This is a genomic window from Mesorhizobium alhagi CCNWXJ12-2 (assembly GCF_000236565.1).
GTDB classification, from domain to species: Bacteria; Pseudomonadota; Alphaproteobacteria; order Rhizobiales; family Rhizobiaceae; genus Allomesorhizobium; species Allomesorhizobium alhagi.
In genome coordinates this window covers 15113-34035 of sequence record NZ_AHAM01000204.1, presented here as the reverse complement: position 1 = coordinate 34035, position 18923 = coordinate 15113, and the positions used below count along the sequence as shown (strand labels likewise).

General features: G+C 60.8%; 8 protein-coding genes and 1 pseudogene. 4 read left to right on the top strand and 5 right to left on the bottom strand.

Annotation, left to right across the window (positions count from 1 at the left end):
• Window positions 1-8: 8 nt before the first annotated feature.
• Window positions 9-728 (bottom strand): YopT-type cysteine protease domain-containing protein, encoded by a 720-nt coding sequence (locus MAXJ12_RS22730; protein ID WP_244421563.1) that lies wholly within the window; start codon window positions 726-728, stop codon window positions 9-11.
• 1419 nt (window positions 729-2147) lie between these two features.
• On the opposite strand from MAXJ12_RS22730, the gene MAXJ12_RS22720 reads away from it, so the two are divergent.
• Complete coding sequence (locus MAXJ12_RS22720; protein ID WP_008838360.1) at window positions 2148-3791, top strand: MFS transporter; 1644 nt, start codon at window positions 2148-2150, stop codon at window positions 3789-3791.
• Window positions 3792-4395: 604 nt separating this feature from the next.
• Here MAXJ12_RS22720 and MAXJ12_RS36955 read toward each other — a convergent pair.
• Window positions 4396-5177: pseudogene (locus MAXJ12_RS36955) on the bottom strand (ATP-binding protein); the annotation flags it as partial.
• Between the two features lie 193 nt (window positions 5178-5370).
• Between MAXJ12_RS36955 and MAXJ12_RS22710 the strand changes: the two are divergent.
• The 3 genes from MAXJ12_RS22710 (at window position 5371) to MAXJ12_RS22705 (ending at window position 9160) form a co-directional block, all read left to right on the top strand.
• Window positions 5371-6828, top strand: a complete 1458-nt coding sequence (locus tag MAXJ12_RS22710) for an NAD-dependent succinate-semialdehyde dehydrogenase (protein ID WP_420492387.1) — start codon at window positions 5371-5373, stop codon at window positions 6826-6828.
• Between the two features lie 50 nt (window positions 6829-6878).
• Window positions 6879-7226 (top strand): ImmA/IrrE family metallo-endopeptidase, encoded by a 348-nt coding sequence (locus tag MAXJ12_RS40100; protein WP_008838356.1) that lies wholly within the window; start codon window positions 6879-6881, stop codon window positions 7224-7226.
• 398 nt (window positions 7227-7624) lie between these two features.
• A complete protein-coding gene (locus MAXJ12_RS22705) occupies window positions 7625-9160 on the top strand; it encodes a Fic family protein (protein ID WP_244421562.1) in 1536 nt (511 codons plus the stop codon).
• A 353-nt stretch (window positions 9161-9513) separates the two neighbouring features.
• Here the strand turns inward: MAXJ12_RS22705 and MAXJ12_RS22700 are convergent, their stop codons facing one another.
• The 3 genes from MAXJ12_RS22700 to xopAD form a co-directional block, all read right to left on the bottom strand.
• Window positions 9514-9735, bottom strand: coding sequence for a 3'-5' exonuclease (locus MAXJ12_RS22700; protein WP_008838353.1), 222 nt, complete (start codon window positions 9733-9735; stop codon window positions 9514-9516).
• 48 nt (window positions 9736-9783) lie between these two features.
• The gene (locus MAXJ12_RS22695; RefSeq protein ID WP_008838352.1) at window positions 9784-9972 is read right to left on the bottom strand and encodes a hypothetical protein; all 189 of its coding nucleotides are present in this window, start codon (window positions 9970-9972) and stop codon (window positions 9784-9786) included.
• 82 nt (window positions 9973-10054) lie between these two features.
• Window positions 10055-18913, bottom strand: a complete 8859-nt coding sequence (gene xopAD, locus MAXJ12_RS34570; RefSeq protein WP_202946696.1) for a XopAD/skwp family type III secretion system effector — start codon at window positions 18911-18913, stop codon at window positions 10055-10057.
• Window positions 18914-18923: the final 10 nt, after the last annotated feature.

Sequence of the window (18923 nt, the reverse complement as noted above, 5' to 3'; positions counted from 1 at the left end):
AGCCCGACTCAGCACATTTTTTGCGCGGTGATTGTCGATAAATGCAGCCCGTTGGGGTTCCTGTAGCGATTGGCGAGGCTATTGAACAAGCTACCCGTCTGGTCTGATTGAACAGTAAATTCTCCATAGTTGGGATCGAAGAGCGTGGTCCTTCCATCCAACGCCGACGTTGCAACCGAGTGTCTTTCACCTTCGTTGAAACGCAAGCTGAGCAAATACTTCGATCCATCGGCGGTGATTTTGCCCAGCATGCGCGAGAAGCTCGCAGGTTCGTCGAACGTGTACACCTTCTCTTTGTTAGATGGCTGCAAGCCAGCTGCATGCAACGTGCTGGTTTTTGCCTCAAGGTTTGCCTGAGAAGATCCTGCTCCCTGGCTTCGCGCCTCACTCCTGAGCTCCATATACTGCTGCTGCCACCCAGCCGCTGAGCCGTGCCCGTCCGATCCGGGTAATAGCGCAGTCATTCGCGATCCCGGGCTGTTGTGGAGATTGCTGAGCCACTCCGCAGCCAGCCCAACGCAGATGCCGCCTACATTCGCCTGAGGCAATTCGGCCGTCCTGTATTGGAACAGGGAGGTGCTCTCTGGAGAGGCTGTACTGAGGTTGTTTGGATCCGAGGCCTGTGGCTTGCTGGCGCAGCACCCCATTTTGTCGGGCAACTCCCCAGGTGGCAGGTTCCTCCGCAGTGCGAGATCCGCAAGCGTTTTCGTAAAGCCGTCGCTGTTCACCGACTGACTCGGTTCGTCAGCTTGGCTAGCGCGTGTGGATGAGACACTGATTCGATTGTACATGGCGTTCCCCTTAGGCGTAGGTCTCTTCCCAGTAAGTTCCAGAAGCTTGGGCCCCGTTGCGATTGATACTCAGACAAGCTGACGACGAACTGACCGGCAGGTTTACCGAGCTTAGAGAGCAACCTTTGCGCGCCTCAAGCCAGCCTCCACCTGAGTCAAGCTATGTTCGGTACCAGCGCAAACCGGAATTCACCGCCGGCGACGCTCGCGGCCTACAAAGTCACGCTTGCCGAGTCGCAGACCTCTCAAAAGGTTTCGATCCGCATATTTGGGACAGCGACGGGAAGGAACGGGACTGTCCTTGGCGCCATATCGCCCGTATCGACAGAGGGGTGCCGCCGCCCTGGAAGCTCGCCGATCAAGCGGGTGGATCTCAATCTGACTGCGTCCAGTGCCGCCACGACCTTCCGAAAGAGCGGCATCATAGACCGACTCTTGGTTGCCGATTTCAAAGCGTTCGCGCCAAATAATCCGGCTTTGCCACATGATGAAATGGCTCTCGCAGCCATCCCGCCAAGGCGAGAGGCTGATCGCATTACTCTTGCGGCAAATTAGTCCTTGCATCCGGCCCTGAGAAAACTGTCACCACAACTCCTAGAAATTTAAGCGCGTCCCGAGTTGAGCTCCGCATGTGTGTTGACTGTGCGCGCCAGAAGCTCATTCGCCGCGATGATTTGGGGCGTGTAAATGGATGCGCGCGCATGGCCCAAGGTATGATACGGAGTGGTGGATCCTGAAAGGGGTTGAGCAGCCGCTCGCCGCGTCCCACGAAATCCTTGGTGTTGCGAGTGACAAGGACAAGCGCGTGAACCCGCGCGGTGGCCGCTAGTGCCAAGTCCCAGCGATTCTTATTCTTGGCGCCGAGCATGCGTGTCCATTCTTCGACAACGTCAGCGTCGACGGGTATGATCCGGTCGGCGTAGGCTTTTTCGAGGGTCGCGATCCCATTGAGCAAGGAAGCGGCCCGTGCGAAGTCACGCCGTTTCAGCATCTCGGCACCACGGCGCTTTTCGAAGAGCGTCGCAACACTCAGCTGGAGGTCCGCGTCGAATGGCCGGACACGCCGCAGCCGGGGCGCGCGGCCGCAAAGTAGGCAGGAATTCGCGCTCACCAAGATTCGCGCCGCGCAGTCCGCGATGGCTCAATGCGACATTTCCGACTCTGATGTCTGCTAAGAACTCGGGATTGAGCGCGTCATTCTAGACCGATATGTCGGCGCCAACGATGAACTTGGAGCATACGGAAGCGGTTGCTGGTTCATGCCCTGGAAGTACTGACCGATTACACAACATCGCAGAGACAAAAAGGCAGTAGTGGCAGCCGTGAATTAAATAACCGGCTCGTCGAAGGTAAAAAGTGCAGCACGAAGTTTCGCATCCATCCGTTCCAACGACGCTTGCCCCGCTTCGCAACCCGGCATTTCGTTCGATCTGGACTGCCACACAAATATCCAGCCTCGGCTGGCTCGTGCAAACGGTTGCCATCAGTTGGCTGATGGCCACCATTTCGGCTTCCGACCTGATGGTCGCACTCGTTCAGGCCGCATCCACATTGCCGGTGTTCCTCCTCTCGATTCTCGCCGGCGCCATCGCGGATAACTTCAGCCGCCGATGGGTGATGTTTGCGGGGCACTCTTTGATAGCATTGGCATCAACGACACTGATGATTTCGGTGGGGCTGGGTTTTGTCCATCCTTGGCTGATACTCGGACTGGGTTTCCTGGCTGGCTGCGGCTTCGCTTTGAATGATCCCGCCTGGCATGCTTCCGTTGGCGATATCCTTCACAAGCGCGACATTCCGGCTGCGGTGACGCTTATGTCTGTCGGATACAACATTGTGCGCAGCGTTGGTCCGGCTTTGGGCGGCGTGATCCTGGCATTCTTTGGACCCCTGGCCGCTTTCGCCTTGGCCGCGCTGAGTGATCTGGCGCCTCTAAGCGCAATATGGCGCACCAAATGGAAAGTTCGCTCTTCGCCTCTCCCTCGTGAGGCGATGACTACAGCTATTCACGACGGGGTGCGCTTCACGGTGATGTCCTTGGAGATCAGGGCTGCGATCGCCCGTGCGACCCTTTTCGGCTTGGCAAGCATCTCTATCCTCGCGCTGCTGCCTCTCGTGGTCCGGGATCAGTTAAAGAGCGGGCCGATCGCCTACGGCATTCTGCTGGCCGGCTTCGGCGCCGGAGCCTTCATCGCAGGCATGAGCAACGGCTTCCTAAGGCAGATCATGTCTCAAAACAGGCTGGTGGCATTCGCCTCTATCGCTTGTGCAGCATGTTGCCTTTCCCTTGCACTTACATCGTCGGTCCCTGTGGCGGCCATTTCGCTAGCACTCGGTGGCGCGGGTTGGCTTGTCACCTGGACGGGCATTGACGTGTCGGTGCAGCTGGCAAGCCCAAGGTGGGTAGTCGGCCGAACGCTCTCGATCTACTACGCCTTGAGCGCTGGCGGTATGGCTGCTGGCAGCTGGATTTGGGGTTCTGTCGCGCAGAACTACTCCTTGACCTCCGCTTTGGAGGGCGCCGCCGGGGGTCTGTTGCTGGTTGCAGCAGCGGGAATGGTGTTGCCGATACGTCCATGGGAAGAAACGGACCAGGAAAGTTCGGATTTTCGCGCACCGGAGCTGGCACTCGATCTGAAGCCAAGGAGTGGCCCGATCGTTGCCAAAATCGACTATTCCATATCAGAGAAGAATATCGACGCCTTTCTCGGCTGCATGCGCGCAAAGCGTCACGCTCTTAGCCGTGCCGGTGCACGAAACTGGACGCTCCAGCGCAACCTCCTAACGCCTTCACTTTGGACAGAGACATTCCGCACGCCAACCTGGATGGACTTTCTTCGCCTGAATCATCGGCTCACGGCAGCCGATCAGGAAACAGACGAACATCTTGTCGCGCTGCATGATGGCGAACTTCCTCCCCGCACGGTGCTTTCGATCGAGCGAACAACCGAGGCTGCTCGTACCCGTGCCTCAACAATCTTTTCTCGTCCGCCGAGGTGACGTTATGACGAAGTTGTGAGCCGATGAACAGGCGCGATCCCCGTGGGCTTTCCAGAGCACAAGGTTCGCACGGTGCCCCTCTGCCCGAACCGATCTGTAGACTGACGTTCCACACCGCAATGTTTGCAACACGAGCGAGTTGGTGGACGGGATCCGGATTTCCCGCATCGAGCAGGCGAAGGTGCGTACGCGTCATGCCGCCCGAAGATCGGCTCGCCGTGCGCCAAGAACATTCGGTGCTGATCATAGCCGCGCGAAATCGCCGATCGCCGAGCCTCGCCATTGTGCCGGGCCAGCGCGCTGATGCTGGTGACCGAGAACCGGATTCCGCACGCGTCCACCAGGAGAACGGAGCTGGTAGACGCGTTAGCGAAAATCAGGGAGAAGAGCGTGGATGGCCCGCCGACATCTGCAGTCCGATTAGCCCCGTCGCTAATGCGTTGCGTCAGAAACGGGAAGGTCTGATCTTGGCCACATCGTGCGTACGTGGCATCGCCACGTGATGTTTGCGGCGCGGCCAGATCATCGCCTGACTTCCCCGAAACCGGTCGTCGTGCCGTCTTCGCCCGCCGTGCGGACGATCTTGCCGATTGTTGCACGGCTCTCAGCCCCACAAAGAGGACAATGGCGCCGCGGCCAACCTGTCGCCGAAGGGCACGAGATCGGTGCTGTCATAGAGCACAACGCCTTGCGCGAACCGCTCCTTGCACGCCTCGGCCAAGGTCCGCAGGCCCGCAAAGTCGCCGGACTTCGCCGTCGCGGCGGCCTTCACCTCGATCCCCACGATCATGCCATCGTCGCGTTCCAGCACGATGTCCACCTCATGCATCTGCTGGTCGCGGAAATGGCAAGGCGCCAGTCGCAGGTCCGACGCCGTCATGAGCTTTAGGACTTCGGAGAACACGAAGCTTTCCAGAAGCGCGCCAAACACCTCGCGGTCCGCCTTCACCCGATCGAAAGCTCAATCCGCGCGCCGTGGCGAGCAGGCCGGAATCGAGGAAATGCAGCTTCGCCGTCTTGGCGATCCGCTTCAGCGCATTCGTGTGCCAGGGCTGCAATGTCGAAACGAGGAACACCTGCTCCAACAACGCGACATAGGGCTGTCCCGTCTTGTGGCTGACATTGATGCTGGAGCCGAACTGCGAATAGTTGACCGAGTGCCCCGAATGCTCCGCGAGGAGCCGAACGAACTTCGGCAGCTCCGTTAGCTTCTCGATCTCGGCAATGTCTCTGAGGTGCGGGTCAGAACCGACGTCAGGTAGGACCGCGCCCAATCCTGCCGCCGCCGTTCGCTCTCACGGCTGATCGCCTCGGGAAGCCCCCGAGCAGCGCGAGCTGGACGAGATCGTCGCCGACAATCGCCTCCCGCTCCCCCCGAAGCTTCCCGCGAACAGGCGTTCCAGCCATCTTCTAGAGAATTCAAAGTATTTTCCCGTTCCAGTTGGGTACGGTGGTCTACCAGCCGTCTGGCCGAGGCCCTACAAGGAACCCGGACGTGCGGAATACACATCCTCACCCTTGCCGACATACATACTCCGCTGCGTTGAGGAGGAATCCGGTATTGCCCCTGTGCCTGCCGATGATCCGCCACCTGAAATCCGCTGACCTGTTTGGCACCATTGACGGCGTGCCGGCCCTTGGCACGCCGGTTGGTGACCGGACATTCGAGATCTTCAACCCGTCGACCGGCGACGTGCTGGCGCAGCTCCCCGACATGGGCGCGCAGGAGACACGCGCTGCGATCGACAAGGCCTATATCGCGCAGCCTGGATGGGCGGCCTTGACCGCCCGAGAGCGCAGCGAGGTTCTGTGGCGATGGCATCAGTTGATTGTCGACCACGCCGGCGATCTCGCTGCGATTCTCACAGCGGAGATGGGCAAGCCGATTGCCGAAGCCAGGTCGGAGGTGTCGCATGCGGCGGCGTATCTGCAATGGTACGCCGAAGAGGCCAATCGCATCTATGGCGAGACGATCTCCGCACCATCGACGGACCGTCGGATGCTGGTGATCAAGCAACCGATCGGCGTCGTCGGGACGATAACACCATGGAATTTCCCGGCCTCAATGGTTGCGCGCAAGATCTCGCCGGCTCTGGCTGCCGGCTGCACGATCGTCCTCAAGCCCGCTGAACAGACGCCGCTCGTGGCTGGCGCAATGTTCTCCCTTGCCCATCAGGCTGGCTTTCCCGAAGGCGTCGTCAACCTGATCTATGCGTCCGAAGGTGATGCGGTCGGTCGTGAACTCTGCGCCAATCCCAAGGTCCGCAAGATCAGCTTCACCGGCTCGACTGAGGTCGGGCGGCTGCTCTTGCGCCAATGCTCCGACCAGATCAAGAAGGTCAGCCTCGAGCTAGGCGGCAATGCGCCTTTCATCGTCTTCGACGATGCCGACGTCGATGCTGCGGTTGACGGTGCGATCCAGGCGAAGTTCCGCAATGCCGGCCAGACTTGCGTTTCAGCGAACCGCCTTTACGTCCAATCGAGCGTTCACGATGAGTTCGTCGAGAAATTCGTGGAGAAGGTCCGCCACTTATCAGTTGGTGACGGCTTCGATCCAGGAGTGGATATCGGACCACTGATCGACAGGCATTCCCTGGCCAAGATCGAATCCCATATCGCCGATGCCGTCGCAAAAGGCGGGACAATTCGATGCGGGGGCATACGCATCGGCAAGGAAGGCACGTTTTTCCAACCAACCGTCCTGACCGGTATATCCAAGGAGATGACCGTCGCCCAAGAAGAGACTTTCGGGCCGTTGGCTCCGATCATTCGCTTCGACGATGCCGATCAGGTCGTGCGTGAGGCCAACGACACGATCTACGGCCTTGCCGCCTATTTCTATGCCTCAAACCTGAAGCGTGTCTGGCGTGTGGCCGAGGCCCTGGAATATGGCATGGTGGGCATCAACACGGGACGCATGTCCTCGGAAGCCGCGCCTTTTGGCGGGATGAAACAGTCCGGTATCGGGCGGGAGGGTTCCCGCCATGGCCTCGAGGACTACCTCGAAATGAAATATCTTTGCATGGGCGGCATCTGAAGCATCTGCTTGCGCGGTTCGCAGACGATAACCCAGCGAACAAACTTCGAATGTTTTCAATTGTAGGATCGCTCCTCGACGGGAGCCTACGGGCGCTCGGCAACCCGAGCAGCTTGGCAAATCCTTTCAATACGACCGCGCGATATCCGGGCCGAGAACGCTTCACGTTGGCACACGAGTTGGGGCACTACGTCTTGCATCGTCGGCCGTTGACGGCCTCCGATTACGCGAACGGCGCGAGCCCGAGGTCTGGACTTCGAATGCTCGCCTTGCAAAGCAACAAATGGCAGGAGTCAGACAGAGAGCGTCAAGAGCAAGCAGATACATTTGCGTCGTTTCTGCTGATGCCGATCGACGATTACCGCAAGCATATGAGGGCAACATCAGTGACAGCATGATCGGCGTCAGCCTGATCGGCAACGTCAGCGCTGACAGCGTCGGCATGATTGTCGTGCTCGTCACGTTGATCACGATAGTCGGCGCCGCCGATTCCTGATTGTCTGCCGCTCTTTGTCAATTTCCACGTCGACTCTCGCCACTAAGGGGTGGTCCGCGACCTCCTATGCACTGTCGTCGACATGGACACGGCCGAGATCTGCGGGGTTTGGTGGCGCATGGCACAGAGCGCGTCTGACAACCTTTGATAGCCTGTTGCACAATACCTTAAAAATGGTGCACCATAATAACCTAATAAGAGATCAACTCAATCCCCTAATAGGAGTGCGGCGCAATACCCTAATAAGTGCGCAACACAAAAACCTAAGGACCGTGAAAGATGGCACCGCCACATGAGAAATTGGCCGAGTCGCTCGCTGTGCTAAAAGAACTGCAGGATCAGCGGATCGTCGCCATCCGTTCGAGCAATCTCTCCCGCACCCATCGCGAACGGCTCCTCAAAAGCGGCTTTCTGCAAGAAGTCATGAAGGGCTGGTACATTGCGGCCAATCCCCATCAGCGCCAGGGCGAGACGACGGGCTGGTACGCCTCGTTTTGGGACTTTTGCGCCAGCTATTTGAGTGATCGCTTCGGCAAAGACTGGTGCATCGCCCCCGAACCCTCGATCGCCCTTCATACCGGCAATCGCACGGTTCCGGGGCAATTGCTGGTGCGATCTCCCGGTGGCGGCAACAAGCCCACTTCCCTTTTGCACGGCACCTCGATTTTCGACATGCGGGCTAGCATGCCGGCTGCTGGCGATATTGCCGAAACAGACGGCCTTCGTCTCTACGCCTTACCGGTGGCGCTCATCGAAGCCTCACCCGCTTTCTTCACGCAAAAGCCGACCGACGCGAGGACGGCATTGGCGATGTTCTCGGATGCATCTGAAATTCTCGCGCGCCTCCTAGAAGGAGGTCACAGCACAATTGCCGGCCGCCTCGCCGGTGCTTTTCGCAACATCGGCCGCGAGCGGATAGCCGATGACATTGTCCGCAGTATGCAGGCTGCCGACTACACGGTTCGGGAGACCGACCCGTTCGATACACGGCTCGAGTTGTCTCTGCCGCGCCGCGAGACGTCACCCTATGCCGGACGTATCAGGCTGATGTGGCAGGAGATGCGCGGCGCCGTCATCGAGAATTTTCCCGACGCGCCCGGCCGCCCGAATGATATCGACGCCTATCTCCGACGCGTGGATGATGTCTATATCACCGATGCCTATCACTCGCTTTCCATCGAAGGCTATCGGGTCAGCCCCGAGTTGATCGACCGGGTGCGCAGGGGCACCTGGAATCCGGATATGGATCCGCAAGACGGCGAGCATCGCGACGCCCTTGCAGCGCGCGGTTACTATCAGGCCTTCGAAGCGGTAAAACGCAGCGTGGCGTCTGTGCTCGCCAATGAAAACCCTGGCCGGGTCGTCGACGACGATCATGGAGGGTGGTACCGCGGGCTATTCGCCCCCAGCGTTACCGCCGGTATCGTAAAGCCCGGCGATCTGGCTGGCTACCGCAGCGAGCGCGTGTTCATCCGCAACTCCATGCATGTGCCGCTGCCGCCCAACGCAGTGCGGAACGCGCTGCCGGTCTTCTTCGAAATGCTCGAAAAAGAGGATCATCCGGCGGTGCGCGTCGTCCTCGGCCATTTCATTTTTGTCTATATCCACCCCTATATGGACGGGAACGGCCGCATGGGACGGTTCTTAATGAATGTCATGATGGCGGCCGGCGGCTACCCCTGGACCGTCATTCCCGTGCAGCGCCGCGCCGGATACATGGCCGCCCTGGAGCAGGCCAGCGTTCACCAAGACATCGTCCCATTCAGCCGCTTTCTCCGGGAATTGACAGATCAAGGCATGTCGGGGGAGACAACCGCGACGCTCCCGGCAATTTAGGCGATCATTGCCAAGCAAACGCCAGGTAAGATCGTCTGCCGGTTTGATAGTTTGCCGTCCCGCCGCGATGGGTAGGCTGTGGATGAAGCGAACAGGACTGACGCTGGGTTACCTTAAGTGCACTTAGGGATCGGCGCGGAAACATATGAGGCAGCCCGTGATGTATTCTGGAGCCTGTTCTTGCGGCGGAGACACGCCGCAGACACGGCTTCAAACACTAGGCTTTGTAAGGCGTGCATGGTTGTAGACAATCAATTCTGCCGGCTTTGCTTAAACAGTTCTAGCACCCAAGGCGAATGGTGGCGCTCCTGACAGCATAGGCTGAGGTGCATTTTCGGGCGCGTCACGCCGACCTAGAACAAGCGCCTTGCCTCGCGAAGGCTCCCGGGACTGCCCTTGGCGCGTGTGCTCGGCATGTCGGAAGCGTTTACTCCGTACATGATAACGGCGTCGAACTCCCGCCCCTTGGCGCTGCGCAGGGTGCTGAGGTTGACACGTTCAGATCCCTCCGTCCGTCCGGCGAAATGCGCCAACGGAATATCCAGATCGCGCGCCGGATCGGTGTTGGAAATCATCTCGTCGCAAATGTCCCATTCCTTTTCGGAGTTGCGAGCAATCGTGCGTCACGGCGTGACGAGGTCTCGCCACAAGCGCTGCAGCCAGGCATGGGTCGTTTCGCTGCTTCCAAGCGATGTGCTGAGAAATCCCATGAGTTCAGCGGCAAGGTCCTGTTCTTCGCGCTCATTGGCGTGGCGCCCGTAGACGGGCGTCGTCGCTTGTGACAGAAGCCGCGCAGACGGGCCGATCGGCATCGCGCCGGCCGCCTGTCACCCAGCGAGCACATCCCTCGGTGACCGGCACCGAGCGGCGCTGTTATGGCGCCGCCCCATGAGGTCACGAACTTGGGCCTGCCTGCCCCTCACCGCAAAGGTGGGCGTGCAGCGCGGTCAGGCAAGCGTTCGCGCTCTTGAGATCCCGCTGGTGCTGCGGGGCAATCGTAAGATCGGCAAGCGTATAGATTGGATTGCGCACGCGCATCAGATCTGTGATGGTCTGGTCTTGGTCGGCGGTTTGCACCTTCGGACCCTTGGTGTTGTGTCTCATGTTCCGCCTGATCACGTCCTCGTTGGTATTGAGCCAGATCGAGACCGCTTTCTCGCCAACATGATGCCGGATTTCCTCGATCATGAACGCTTCACCACCGGTTGCGAGCACCGCCGGCCCTTGTTCGAGCGACTGCCTGATCTCATTTACCTCGAGGTTCCTGAAATGCGCCTCGCCATCCTCAGCGACAATCTTAGCTATGGACTTGCCGGTCTTCGCCTCGATTTCTCTATCGGAATCGACGAACTTGATCCCTAGTCGCTTGGCGAGCGCACGGCCCAAACTGGATTTCCCGGCGCCCGTCATGCCGACGAGCACGACCGATCGCGCACCCAGGGCGCCAAGAATCTCTGTCGCGATCGGGGAGCGCTCCGTGCGTCTCGGCGGGGCCACTTGCAACCGACGAGCCAGGCTGGCGCCAACTGTGCTATCGGCTTGGGCTTCCCAGTGGGGGATTCCTATGGCCTCGTCGGGGATGACAACCTTGTTGCAGGCCTGGCGCACGCGCTCCAAGAGTTGCTCGGCTATGGACTGATCCAGGGGCTCTTGGCTCCCTCGTTGCAGCTCCTGCAGCTTCTGCAGCTCCTTGTACGTGTCGTGATTGTCGATCTTGGCCCTGTAGCTGTCTGCCGTGTGGAACTCCACCTCGAAGCGGTAGCCGCCCGGCGTGGCGAGCACAGTCTTGATGCCGACGAAGGTCGGCGATCGCGTCCTGAACCAGTTGGTCGTGCTGATCTCGGCACAGCCGTTCTCGTCGAAGGCTAGAATGGCTTTCTTGAAGGCACGTGTAAAATCCCTATCAGGGAGTTCGAAGACGTGGCGTACAGCGTTGCTGATCAGCTGGGCGCCGGGCTCACCCGGGGCCTGCATGCCGATGAGCTGGTCTGTCATCGAGCTTTCCGATCTCAAACGCTGAGCGAGATGGGGCATCTCCACATTGATGTCGGCTCTCCTGAGGGCTTCGGCAACCGAGATTGCCGTCGCGGTGATGTCCTTCTCTTCGGCTTGGGCGCGGGAAACCTCCATTTGGGCGCGCTGTACGGCCTCCTCGCGAGTCAATGTGATTGACGTGGCGGAATCCTCGGCAGCAAGCCCTCGGGCGGAGGGTTCAGGCAGAATGCCTCGCTCGGCAGCGAGTTTGATCGAGGCTTGCATGACTGAAGCCGCCAGCGTCGGATTGTCCTGGAGATCGTGCAATGTGGCATCGACATCGAACCGACCCTGGTTGAGGGTAGCGGCAATGCTCTTGGTGTAAGGCACCGATTTCAAGCCTGGTGTATGTTGCAGCAGGCGCCGAAGTTGCTTGCTCTTGAACATAAAGATGTGGGCGCCAGTGTCGGATTTATAGGCGTCGGTTCCGACCTTGATACCGAGGCTCAGGAGATTGTTTGCACTTTGCACGAGGTCGTGCGGATTGTAACCATCCGGTCGCGGGTCGATGCGCGTAGGGTAACGGTCGACGAGAAGCTGGACGCGGTCGCGTGGCTGAGCCGTTGCCGAATAGGTCTCCGCCAGCTCCGGGAACAGCTCGCAGAGCGGTTGGCTCACTGCGAGCGGTGGCTCGCTCGCGCTGGCGACTGTTTCGGGCAGGTCTTGGTCATCCAGCCTCGCGGCCCACGCCTCGAGCTCGCTGAGGAGCAACCCCGCCATCTCGCGCGCGACCGGATGGTCTGCCAGCTCGATCTCGTGCCGGGCCTTCTCGAGCGTGTCCTGGACGCTGTGAGCACTGACCTGTTCCTGCTCCAGCAGGCCTCGGATGTCTCGCTTGACCTCCTGGTGAATGCCTTCGTACGTGCCGAAGATGGCACGCTCGGCAAACCACAGTCGGGCTTCACGGGATTGAGCCAGAAAGCCCCGCTGCAGGCCGGTATAGATTTCCAGAACATTGCGCGTGGCGGCGAGGATCTGGCTGGCGCGACCGAACTTGTAGCGGCCGTCTTCAACCGCCGGGGTATGCGACTTTGGCGGCTTGAGCGAGCGCAATCCGCGAGCTTGCTCCTCTTGATCGAATTGCCAGACATGCTCGTAAAGCTGCGGCCGGTCGCCGACGATGATGAGGCTGTCTCCGTCGAAGTCGCCGTCAAGTTTCTTCTGTTCACCGGTCGGGACGGCAACCAGCGAGCCCGGGGCAAACACCTCGGTCGCCTGCAGGATGCCGAGGCAGTCGAGCGGCGTGTCCACCTTGACGCGGTCCTTGCTCGTGGTCCAGCTCGCATGGCACTTGATGTCCTCGGCAGACATGATCAGCCCGCGGTCGGCGTAGTCGGCCGGCCACATCTTATCCGGCACAACGATCAGAATGCCTTTGGCAAAGAAGGTCGGATCGTCGGCCGCCAGTTCCCTCCCCGACTTCTGCGCGACATTGAAGCTGTATTGGATGGCCGTGCAGTTATCGAGAAATACAGCGGTCGGGTCCCCCTCGACGGCCGACTTGACCCGCTCGGCGGCAAACGGGCGCAGGTTCGGCTTGTCATAGGGCGAGCGCCCGACCAGCACGCCGCTCGTCCCCGTCAACATCTCGCTCTTGAGCGTCGGCACATGGAGACACCCATCACTGGAGGGTACGGCAACCGCGCCGGGACCATCGATGTGTCCGGCCGTCACCGTTCGAAACAGCTCTTCGGACGTCAACGTCGGCTCTTGTTTGCTCTCGAGCCAGGCCGTGGCCTTTTCTCGGGCCTCATCGGCCACTTGCTCGCCGCGCGGATAATGTTGCAGCGCCGAGACTGGCAGGCATGATTTCCTTCCCTCACCAAAGGCAGGCACCCGGTCAGGACCTTCCTGCTCGCCGGCGCGACGAACAGCTGGCATACGGTTGGCCAGCGAGGCCCTGATGAAGCCGCAGCCGTCATGCGGTCGCAAGGCAATGGGGCCGTCCGGCCCAATCAGCTTGAAGGGATGCTCCTGGTTGGCGGGACGGTCCGGCAGCAGCGAGAGTTTGAAGGCGCCTTCCAGCGCATAGTCGTGAACCCCCAGGCCCTTGACCGCCGGAGGCGCCGCAAAACCCCTGCGCTGGGTGTAATAATAGGCCTCCTTGAAAGGGGCCCAGGCGCGCGACAGCTGCTCGAAGGCCGTGCCCGGGGCGGTATCGGCATACGGGATCGCCAGCAGCTTTCCCCCGGAAGGCTTTGCTGCCTCGCCTGGAGCACGGGCCGCAATTTGAGACACGGTCAATCGCGGCGGCTTTAACTTGCTGCCGCCGAACAGGTCCATGCGGTATGGCACACCGTTGACGTTCACCGTACGCGCCAGCATGAAGGCGCTCGGGGTTCCTGGCAGTTGCACCGCAACGACTGGCAAGGCTCCCGCGGTCAGGCGATGAAAGATCGAATACCGTCTCTCCGGCTCCGTGGCCACCGGCCGCCCCTGCATATCCACCACCGGCAACTGCATCAATCCTGCATCACCCTGCGGCGGTCTGGGCTCGTGATCCATGGTTCGCAAGACCTGATGCACATCGAAGACCGACGCAGGGTGTTGTGCCTGGATCGCCGCCGCATCCTGCTCCATGAACAAGTCCAGCGCATCCACTGGACTGTCCGCCTCGATCTGCGCGATCAGGTTCCAGCTCATGCTGGAAAGGTCGCTTTCAATGAGGCCGCGCGTGCTGTCCAGGATCTCCTTGGTCTTGCACTCCAGCTCTTGCTGCCTCACCCGCAAGTCGGACCTTTTGCCCTCGACATACGGTGGCCTGAACAATCTCTCCAGGACCGCACGGGCCTTGAGTGTCTGATAGATGGATAAAGCGGGGCAGCGGCTCGCAAGCGGCCCACGGGTCCGCTCGGCATCGCTTGCGTTCAGATGCGCCTCGATCTTCTGCTCGACGACGGGTTGGAGGTCGTTGAGCAGGGTGAGGGCCTGCGTGCGGTGCCAGCGCAGCGGCTTCTGTGGGCTGCGCGCCAGCGGCAGCAGAGCAGCACACAGATTGCCCATGGTTTCCAGATCGTTCTGGGTCGTAAAATCAGGGGTTTGACGCAATTCCGAGAGACGATTCAAGCCTGTCGGTGCGAGCAGACCGAGATCATCAGACAGCCGAGCCTTGCCCAGTGCCTTGAAAACGGTTGTGATGTGCAGAACGTCAGCCTGCCCCAGGCGATCACTATCATAGTGCAGGTAGTGGGCGAGCTTGTGCAACCGATCCTTCGGCAGAGCGGCGTCCGTGATGTCTCCACTGTCCTCTGCCCTCATGATCATTCGCGATAGAGCATTGGCGAGGATACTCAGCTCAGGCGTGGTGAACACACCGAATCGTTGCCCTCGAGCACCCAATCCGCGCGCGATGTCCATCGTGGACTGCCGGCACGCCGCCTCTTCCGGCCACTTGGTGAAGCCGTTCATCAAGGTCGCCACGACCTGCGGAGCGAAATCGGAGAGCTGGCGCTGACGGGCTTCCCCGGCGATTGCCATCGCGGCATTGCGACAGTCCTCCCCGTCCGGCCACTTGCTGAAGCCGTTCAACAGGTTCGCCAGTCCCTGCGGGGCAAAACTAGAGAGTTCGGCGCGGCGAAAGACGTCACCCGCGATCGCAAACGTGGCGTCGCGACAGTACGGCGCTTCCGGCCATTTGCTGAAACCATTCACCAGATTAGCCAAGTGCTGGTGGGTGAATTCAGAGAGCGGGGCGCCGCGGCGAAGGACCTCACCCGCGATCGCAAACGTGGCGTCGCGACAGTCCGGCGCTTCCGGCCACTTGCTGAAACCGTTAACCAGATTTGCCAGCTCCTGCGGATCAACTCCAGAGAGCCGGGAGGCGCGGCGAAGGACCTCATGCGCGATCGCCACTGAGGCTTGCTGAGACTCCGCCTGATCTGGCCACTTGCTGAAACCGTTCACCAAGTTAGCCAGCTCCTGCGAAGTAAAAGCAGGGAGCCGGATAACACGGCCAAGAACCTCCCGTCCGATTGCGACCGTGGCGTCGCGACAGTCCGGCGCTTCCGGCCATTTGCTGAAACCATTCACCAGATTGGCCAAGTGCTGGTGGGTAAAATCAGAGAGCCGGGCGCCCTGGCGACGGACCTCGTTGGCGATTGCGACCGTGGCGTTGCGACAGTCCGGCGCTTCCGGCCATTTGCTGAAACCGTTCACCATGTTCGCCAGCCCCTGCGGGCCAAAGTCAAAGAGCTGGCGGCGACGGACCTCGTTGGCGATTGCGACTGTCGCCTCGCGACAATCCGCCCCGTTCGGCCACTTGCTGAAACCGTTCACCATGTTCGCCAGCCCCTGCGGGCCAAAGTCAAAGAGCTGGCGGCGACGGACCGCGTTGGCGATTGCGACTGTCGCCTCGCGACAATCCGCCCCGTTCGGCCACTTGCTGAAACCGTTCACCAAATTAGCCAGGTGCTGGTGTTTAAAGTTGGAGAGCCGGGCGCCGCGGCGAAGGACCTCGCTGGCGATCGCGCCGGTGGCGTGGCGAGATGCCGCCGCTTGCGGCCACTTGCTGAAACCGTTCACCAGATTAGCCAGGTGCTGGTGTTTAAAGTTGGAGAGCCGGGCGCCGCGGCGAAGGACCTCGCTGGCGATCGCGCCGGTGGCGTGGCGAGATGCCGCCGCTTGCGGCCACTTGCTGAAACCGTTGACCAAGTTCGCCAATTCGTGCGGAGCGAAACCGGAGAGCTGGCGCCGACAGATTTCGTCCGCGATTGCGACTGTCGCCTCGCGACAATCCGCCCCGTTCGGCCATTTGCTGAAACCGTTCACCAGATTAGCCAGGTGCTGGTGAGTAAAGGTACCGAGCCGGGCGCCGTGGCGAAGGACCTCATGCGCGATCGCGCCGGTGGCTTGGCGAGATGCCGCCTCTTGGGGCCACTTGCTGAAACCGTTCACCAGGTGCACCAAGTCCTGGTGATTAAAATCAGAGAGCCCGACCTCGTCGCGCGCGGCGCGGCCAGTGACCTCACCGGCGATCGCGACTGTGGCTTGGCGAGACGCCGCCTCTTGCGGCCACTTGCTGAACCCGTTCACCAATGTCGCCAGCGCCTGCTGAGTGAGGTCAGAGAACTGGTCGGCGCGGCGAAAGACCTCGCCGGCGATGGCAACCGCGGCGCCGCGACAGTCCGCCCCGTCCGGCCACTTGCTGAAACCATTCACCAGATTGGCCAGGTGCTGGTGAGTGAAGTTACCGAGTCGGGCGCCGCGGCGAAGGACCTCGCTGGCGATCGCGCCGGTGGCTTGGCGAGACGCCGCCGCTTCCGGCCACTTGCTGAAGCCGTTCACCAGGTTTGCCAATTCGTGCGGAGCAACCCCAGAGAGCCGGTCAGCGCGGCGAAGGGCCTCGCTGGCTATCGCGACTGCGGCTTGCTGAGACGCCGCCTCTTGCGGCCACTTGCTGAAACCGTTCACCAGGTTCCCCAAATCCTGGTGATTAAAATCAGAGAGCCCGACCTCGTCGCGCGCGGCGCGGCGAGTGACCTCACCGGCGATCGCGATTGTGGCTTGGCGAGACGCCGCCTCTTGCGGCCACTTGCTGAAACCGTTCACCAATATCGCCAGCGCCGGCTGAGTAAGATCAGAGAACTGGTCGGCGCGGCGAAAGACCTCGCCGGCGATCGCGAGGGTCGCATCGCGACAGTTCGCCTGTTGTGGCCACTTGCTGAAACCGTTCACCAGGTTCACCAAGTCCTGGTGATTGAAATCCGAGAGTTGGGCGCGGCGGCGAGTGACCTCACTGGCGATCGCGACTGTGGCGTCATGATAGTCCGCATCTTCCGGGCATTTGCCGAACCCGTTCACCAGGTTCGCCAGCTCCTGCGGAGTAAAATGAGAGAGCCCTTGCCCGCCGGCGCGGCGAGAGAGTTCTGCGGCGATATCGACTGTGGCTTGGCGATAGACCGCCCCTTCCGGCCATTTGCTGAAACCGTTCACCAAGTTCGCCAGGTCCTGGTGATTGAAAGCAGAGAGCCCGAACCCGCCGCGGGCAGCGCGGCGACCGACCTCATCGGCAATCGCCCCGGTGGCTTGGCGAGACCACTCCTCTTCCGGCCACTTGCTGAAACCGTTCACAAGGTTCGCCAGCTCCTGCGGAGTGGGATCAGAGAGCCGGGCACGGCGGTCACGACGGAGGACCTCGCCGGCCATCGCGCCTGCTGCTTCGCGAGACGCCGCCTCTTCCGGCCATTTGCTGAAACCGTGCACCAGGTTCGCCAGTTCCTGGTGAGTGAATTCAGACAGCCGGGCACGGCGGTCGCGGCGCAGGACCTCGCCCGCGATCACAACTGTGGCTTGGCAACAGACCTCCTCTTGCGGGCATTTGCCGAAACCGTTCACCAGGTTCGCCAAGTCCTGGTGATTGAAAGCAGAGAGCCCGGGGGCACGGCGGGTGCGGCGAAGGACCTCACCGGCAATCGCTCCGGTGGCTTGGCGAGACCACTCCTCTTCAGGCCACTTGCTGAAGCCGTTCACAAGGTTCGCCAGCTCCTGCTGCTTAAAATCAGAGAGCCGCAAACGGCGGTCGGCCCGACGACGGACCTCACTGGCGACGGCTTGCGTGCCCTCACGCGTTTCCGGCCGCTGCGTCCACTTGCTGAAACCGTTCACCAGCAACGACAGACTTTGACTATTCAGCGCCCCAAGCGCCCTGCCTTCATCGCGGCAAAATTCGGCGATTCTGATCGTTCCGTTGCGGCATGTCCTCGACTGCGGATGCCGACCAAATGATGCCGCAAAGAGCGAAAGGGCTTTGGGATCGACTTCGCGCATTAACGCACCAGGAAGCTGCGACACCCGAGCAGCGATCGCCTTGCAAGCTTCGACACCTTCCTGACCTCCGGCCTCGCGACTCACCGCGTTGCATGCGGTGGCGTAGCCCCATGATTTCCCGCGGCGGATATCGTCCTCGAAGCGTGTGACAAATTGACTTTTGAACTGGGCGGCGGCCTTTTGCAGAAAGGCTGCATGGACCTCGTCGCCCGCCCCCTGCAGCCGTCTGTCATGCTCCACCACTGCACGTGAGAACCCCACGATGTCACGGGCGAAACAAATCGCGTGTAGAGCGTCGTTAGATTGTTCTTCTGAGATTGCACTTTGCACGTTCTGCGTGGCGACATCATCCAGGCGCCGCCTCTTTGGTCTGCGATCCAGGCCGGATGCGGATTGCCTGCGCAAGGAAGGAGCAATTTGTTGTGAACTTCTGGACTGATCGGCACTGCGGCCCTCGGCACCGGAACGCGACGAACTTTCTTCCCGATTCGTCGCGCCCCGATGCGGCAAGTCGCGAAAACCGGGCTGGCCCTCACGCGTATTAACGGAGGGATCGGCTGACGTGCGGCGCCGGACATCGCCGGCCGAAGGTGGCCTTTGAGCGGAGGACGCCCCCAACTCTCGATTTTCAGAGCGCAAGCCCTGCACGAGAGAACTGAACCTCGAGCCTTCTTGTCCACCGCGATGATCTGATTCAGCACGGGACCAGTGCGTGCCTGATCCGCTGGGCGCATTCAAACGCCGGTCAACTCCCGTCAAAATCCGTCTCCCATAGGCGAGAATGCGCCGATTACAACGCTTGGCACACACGGCGCCGCCGCGGCCGCCTCGACCGCGTTGTTTCGACACCGCAGAGCGGAGTTCCTTGCGCTGCACCGACCACCCGTGACCGCCACAACCGGCAGCGCGGATCGTCATTTTTCGCACAATTGTGCGCGCTCTGGCATCGAACATATCCCCTGCA

Coding starts and splice junctions, on each gene's coding strand:
- MAXJ12_RS22695 (WP_008838352.1), bottom strand. CDS start 9,972: ATGCCGATCGGCCCGTCTGCGCGGCTTCTGTCACAAGCGACGACGCCC.
- MAXJ12_RS22710 (WP_420492387.1), top strand. CDS start 5,371: ATGATCCGCCACCTGAAATCCGCTGACCTGTTTGGCACCATTGACGGC.
- xopAD (WP_202946696.1), bottom strand. CDS start 18,913: ATGTTCGATGCCAGAGCGCGCACAATTGTGCGAAAAATGACGATCCGC.
- MAXJ12_RS40100 (WP_008838356.1), top strand. CDS start 6,879: ATGTTTTCAATTGTAGGATCGCTCCTCGACGGGAGCCTACGGGCGCTC.
- MAXJ12_RS22700 (WP_008838353.1), bottom strand. CDS start 9,735: ATGATTTCCAACACCGATCCGGCGCGCGATCTGGATATTCCGTTGGCG.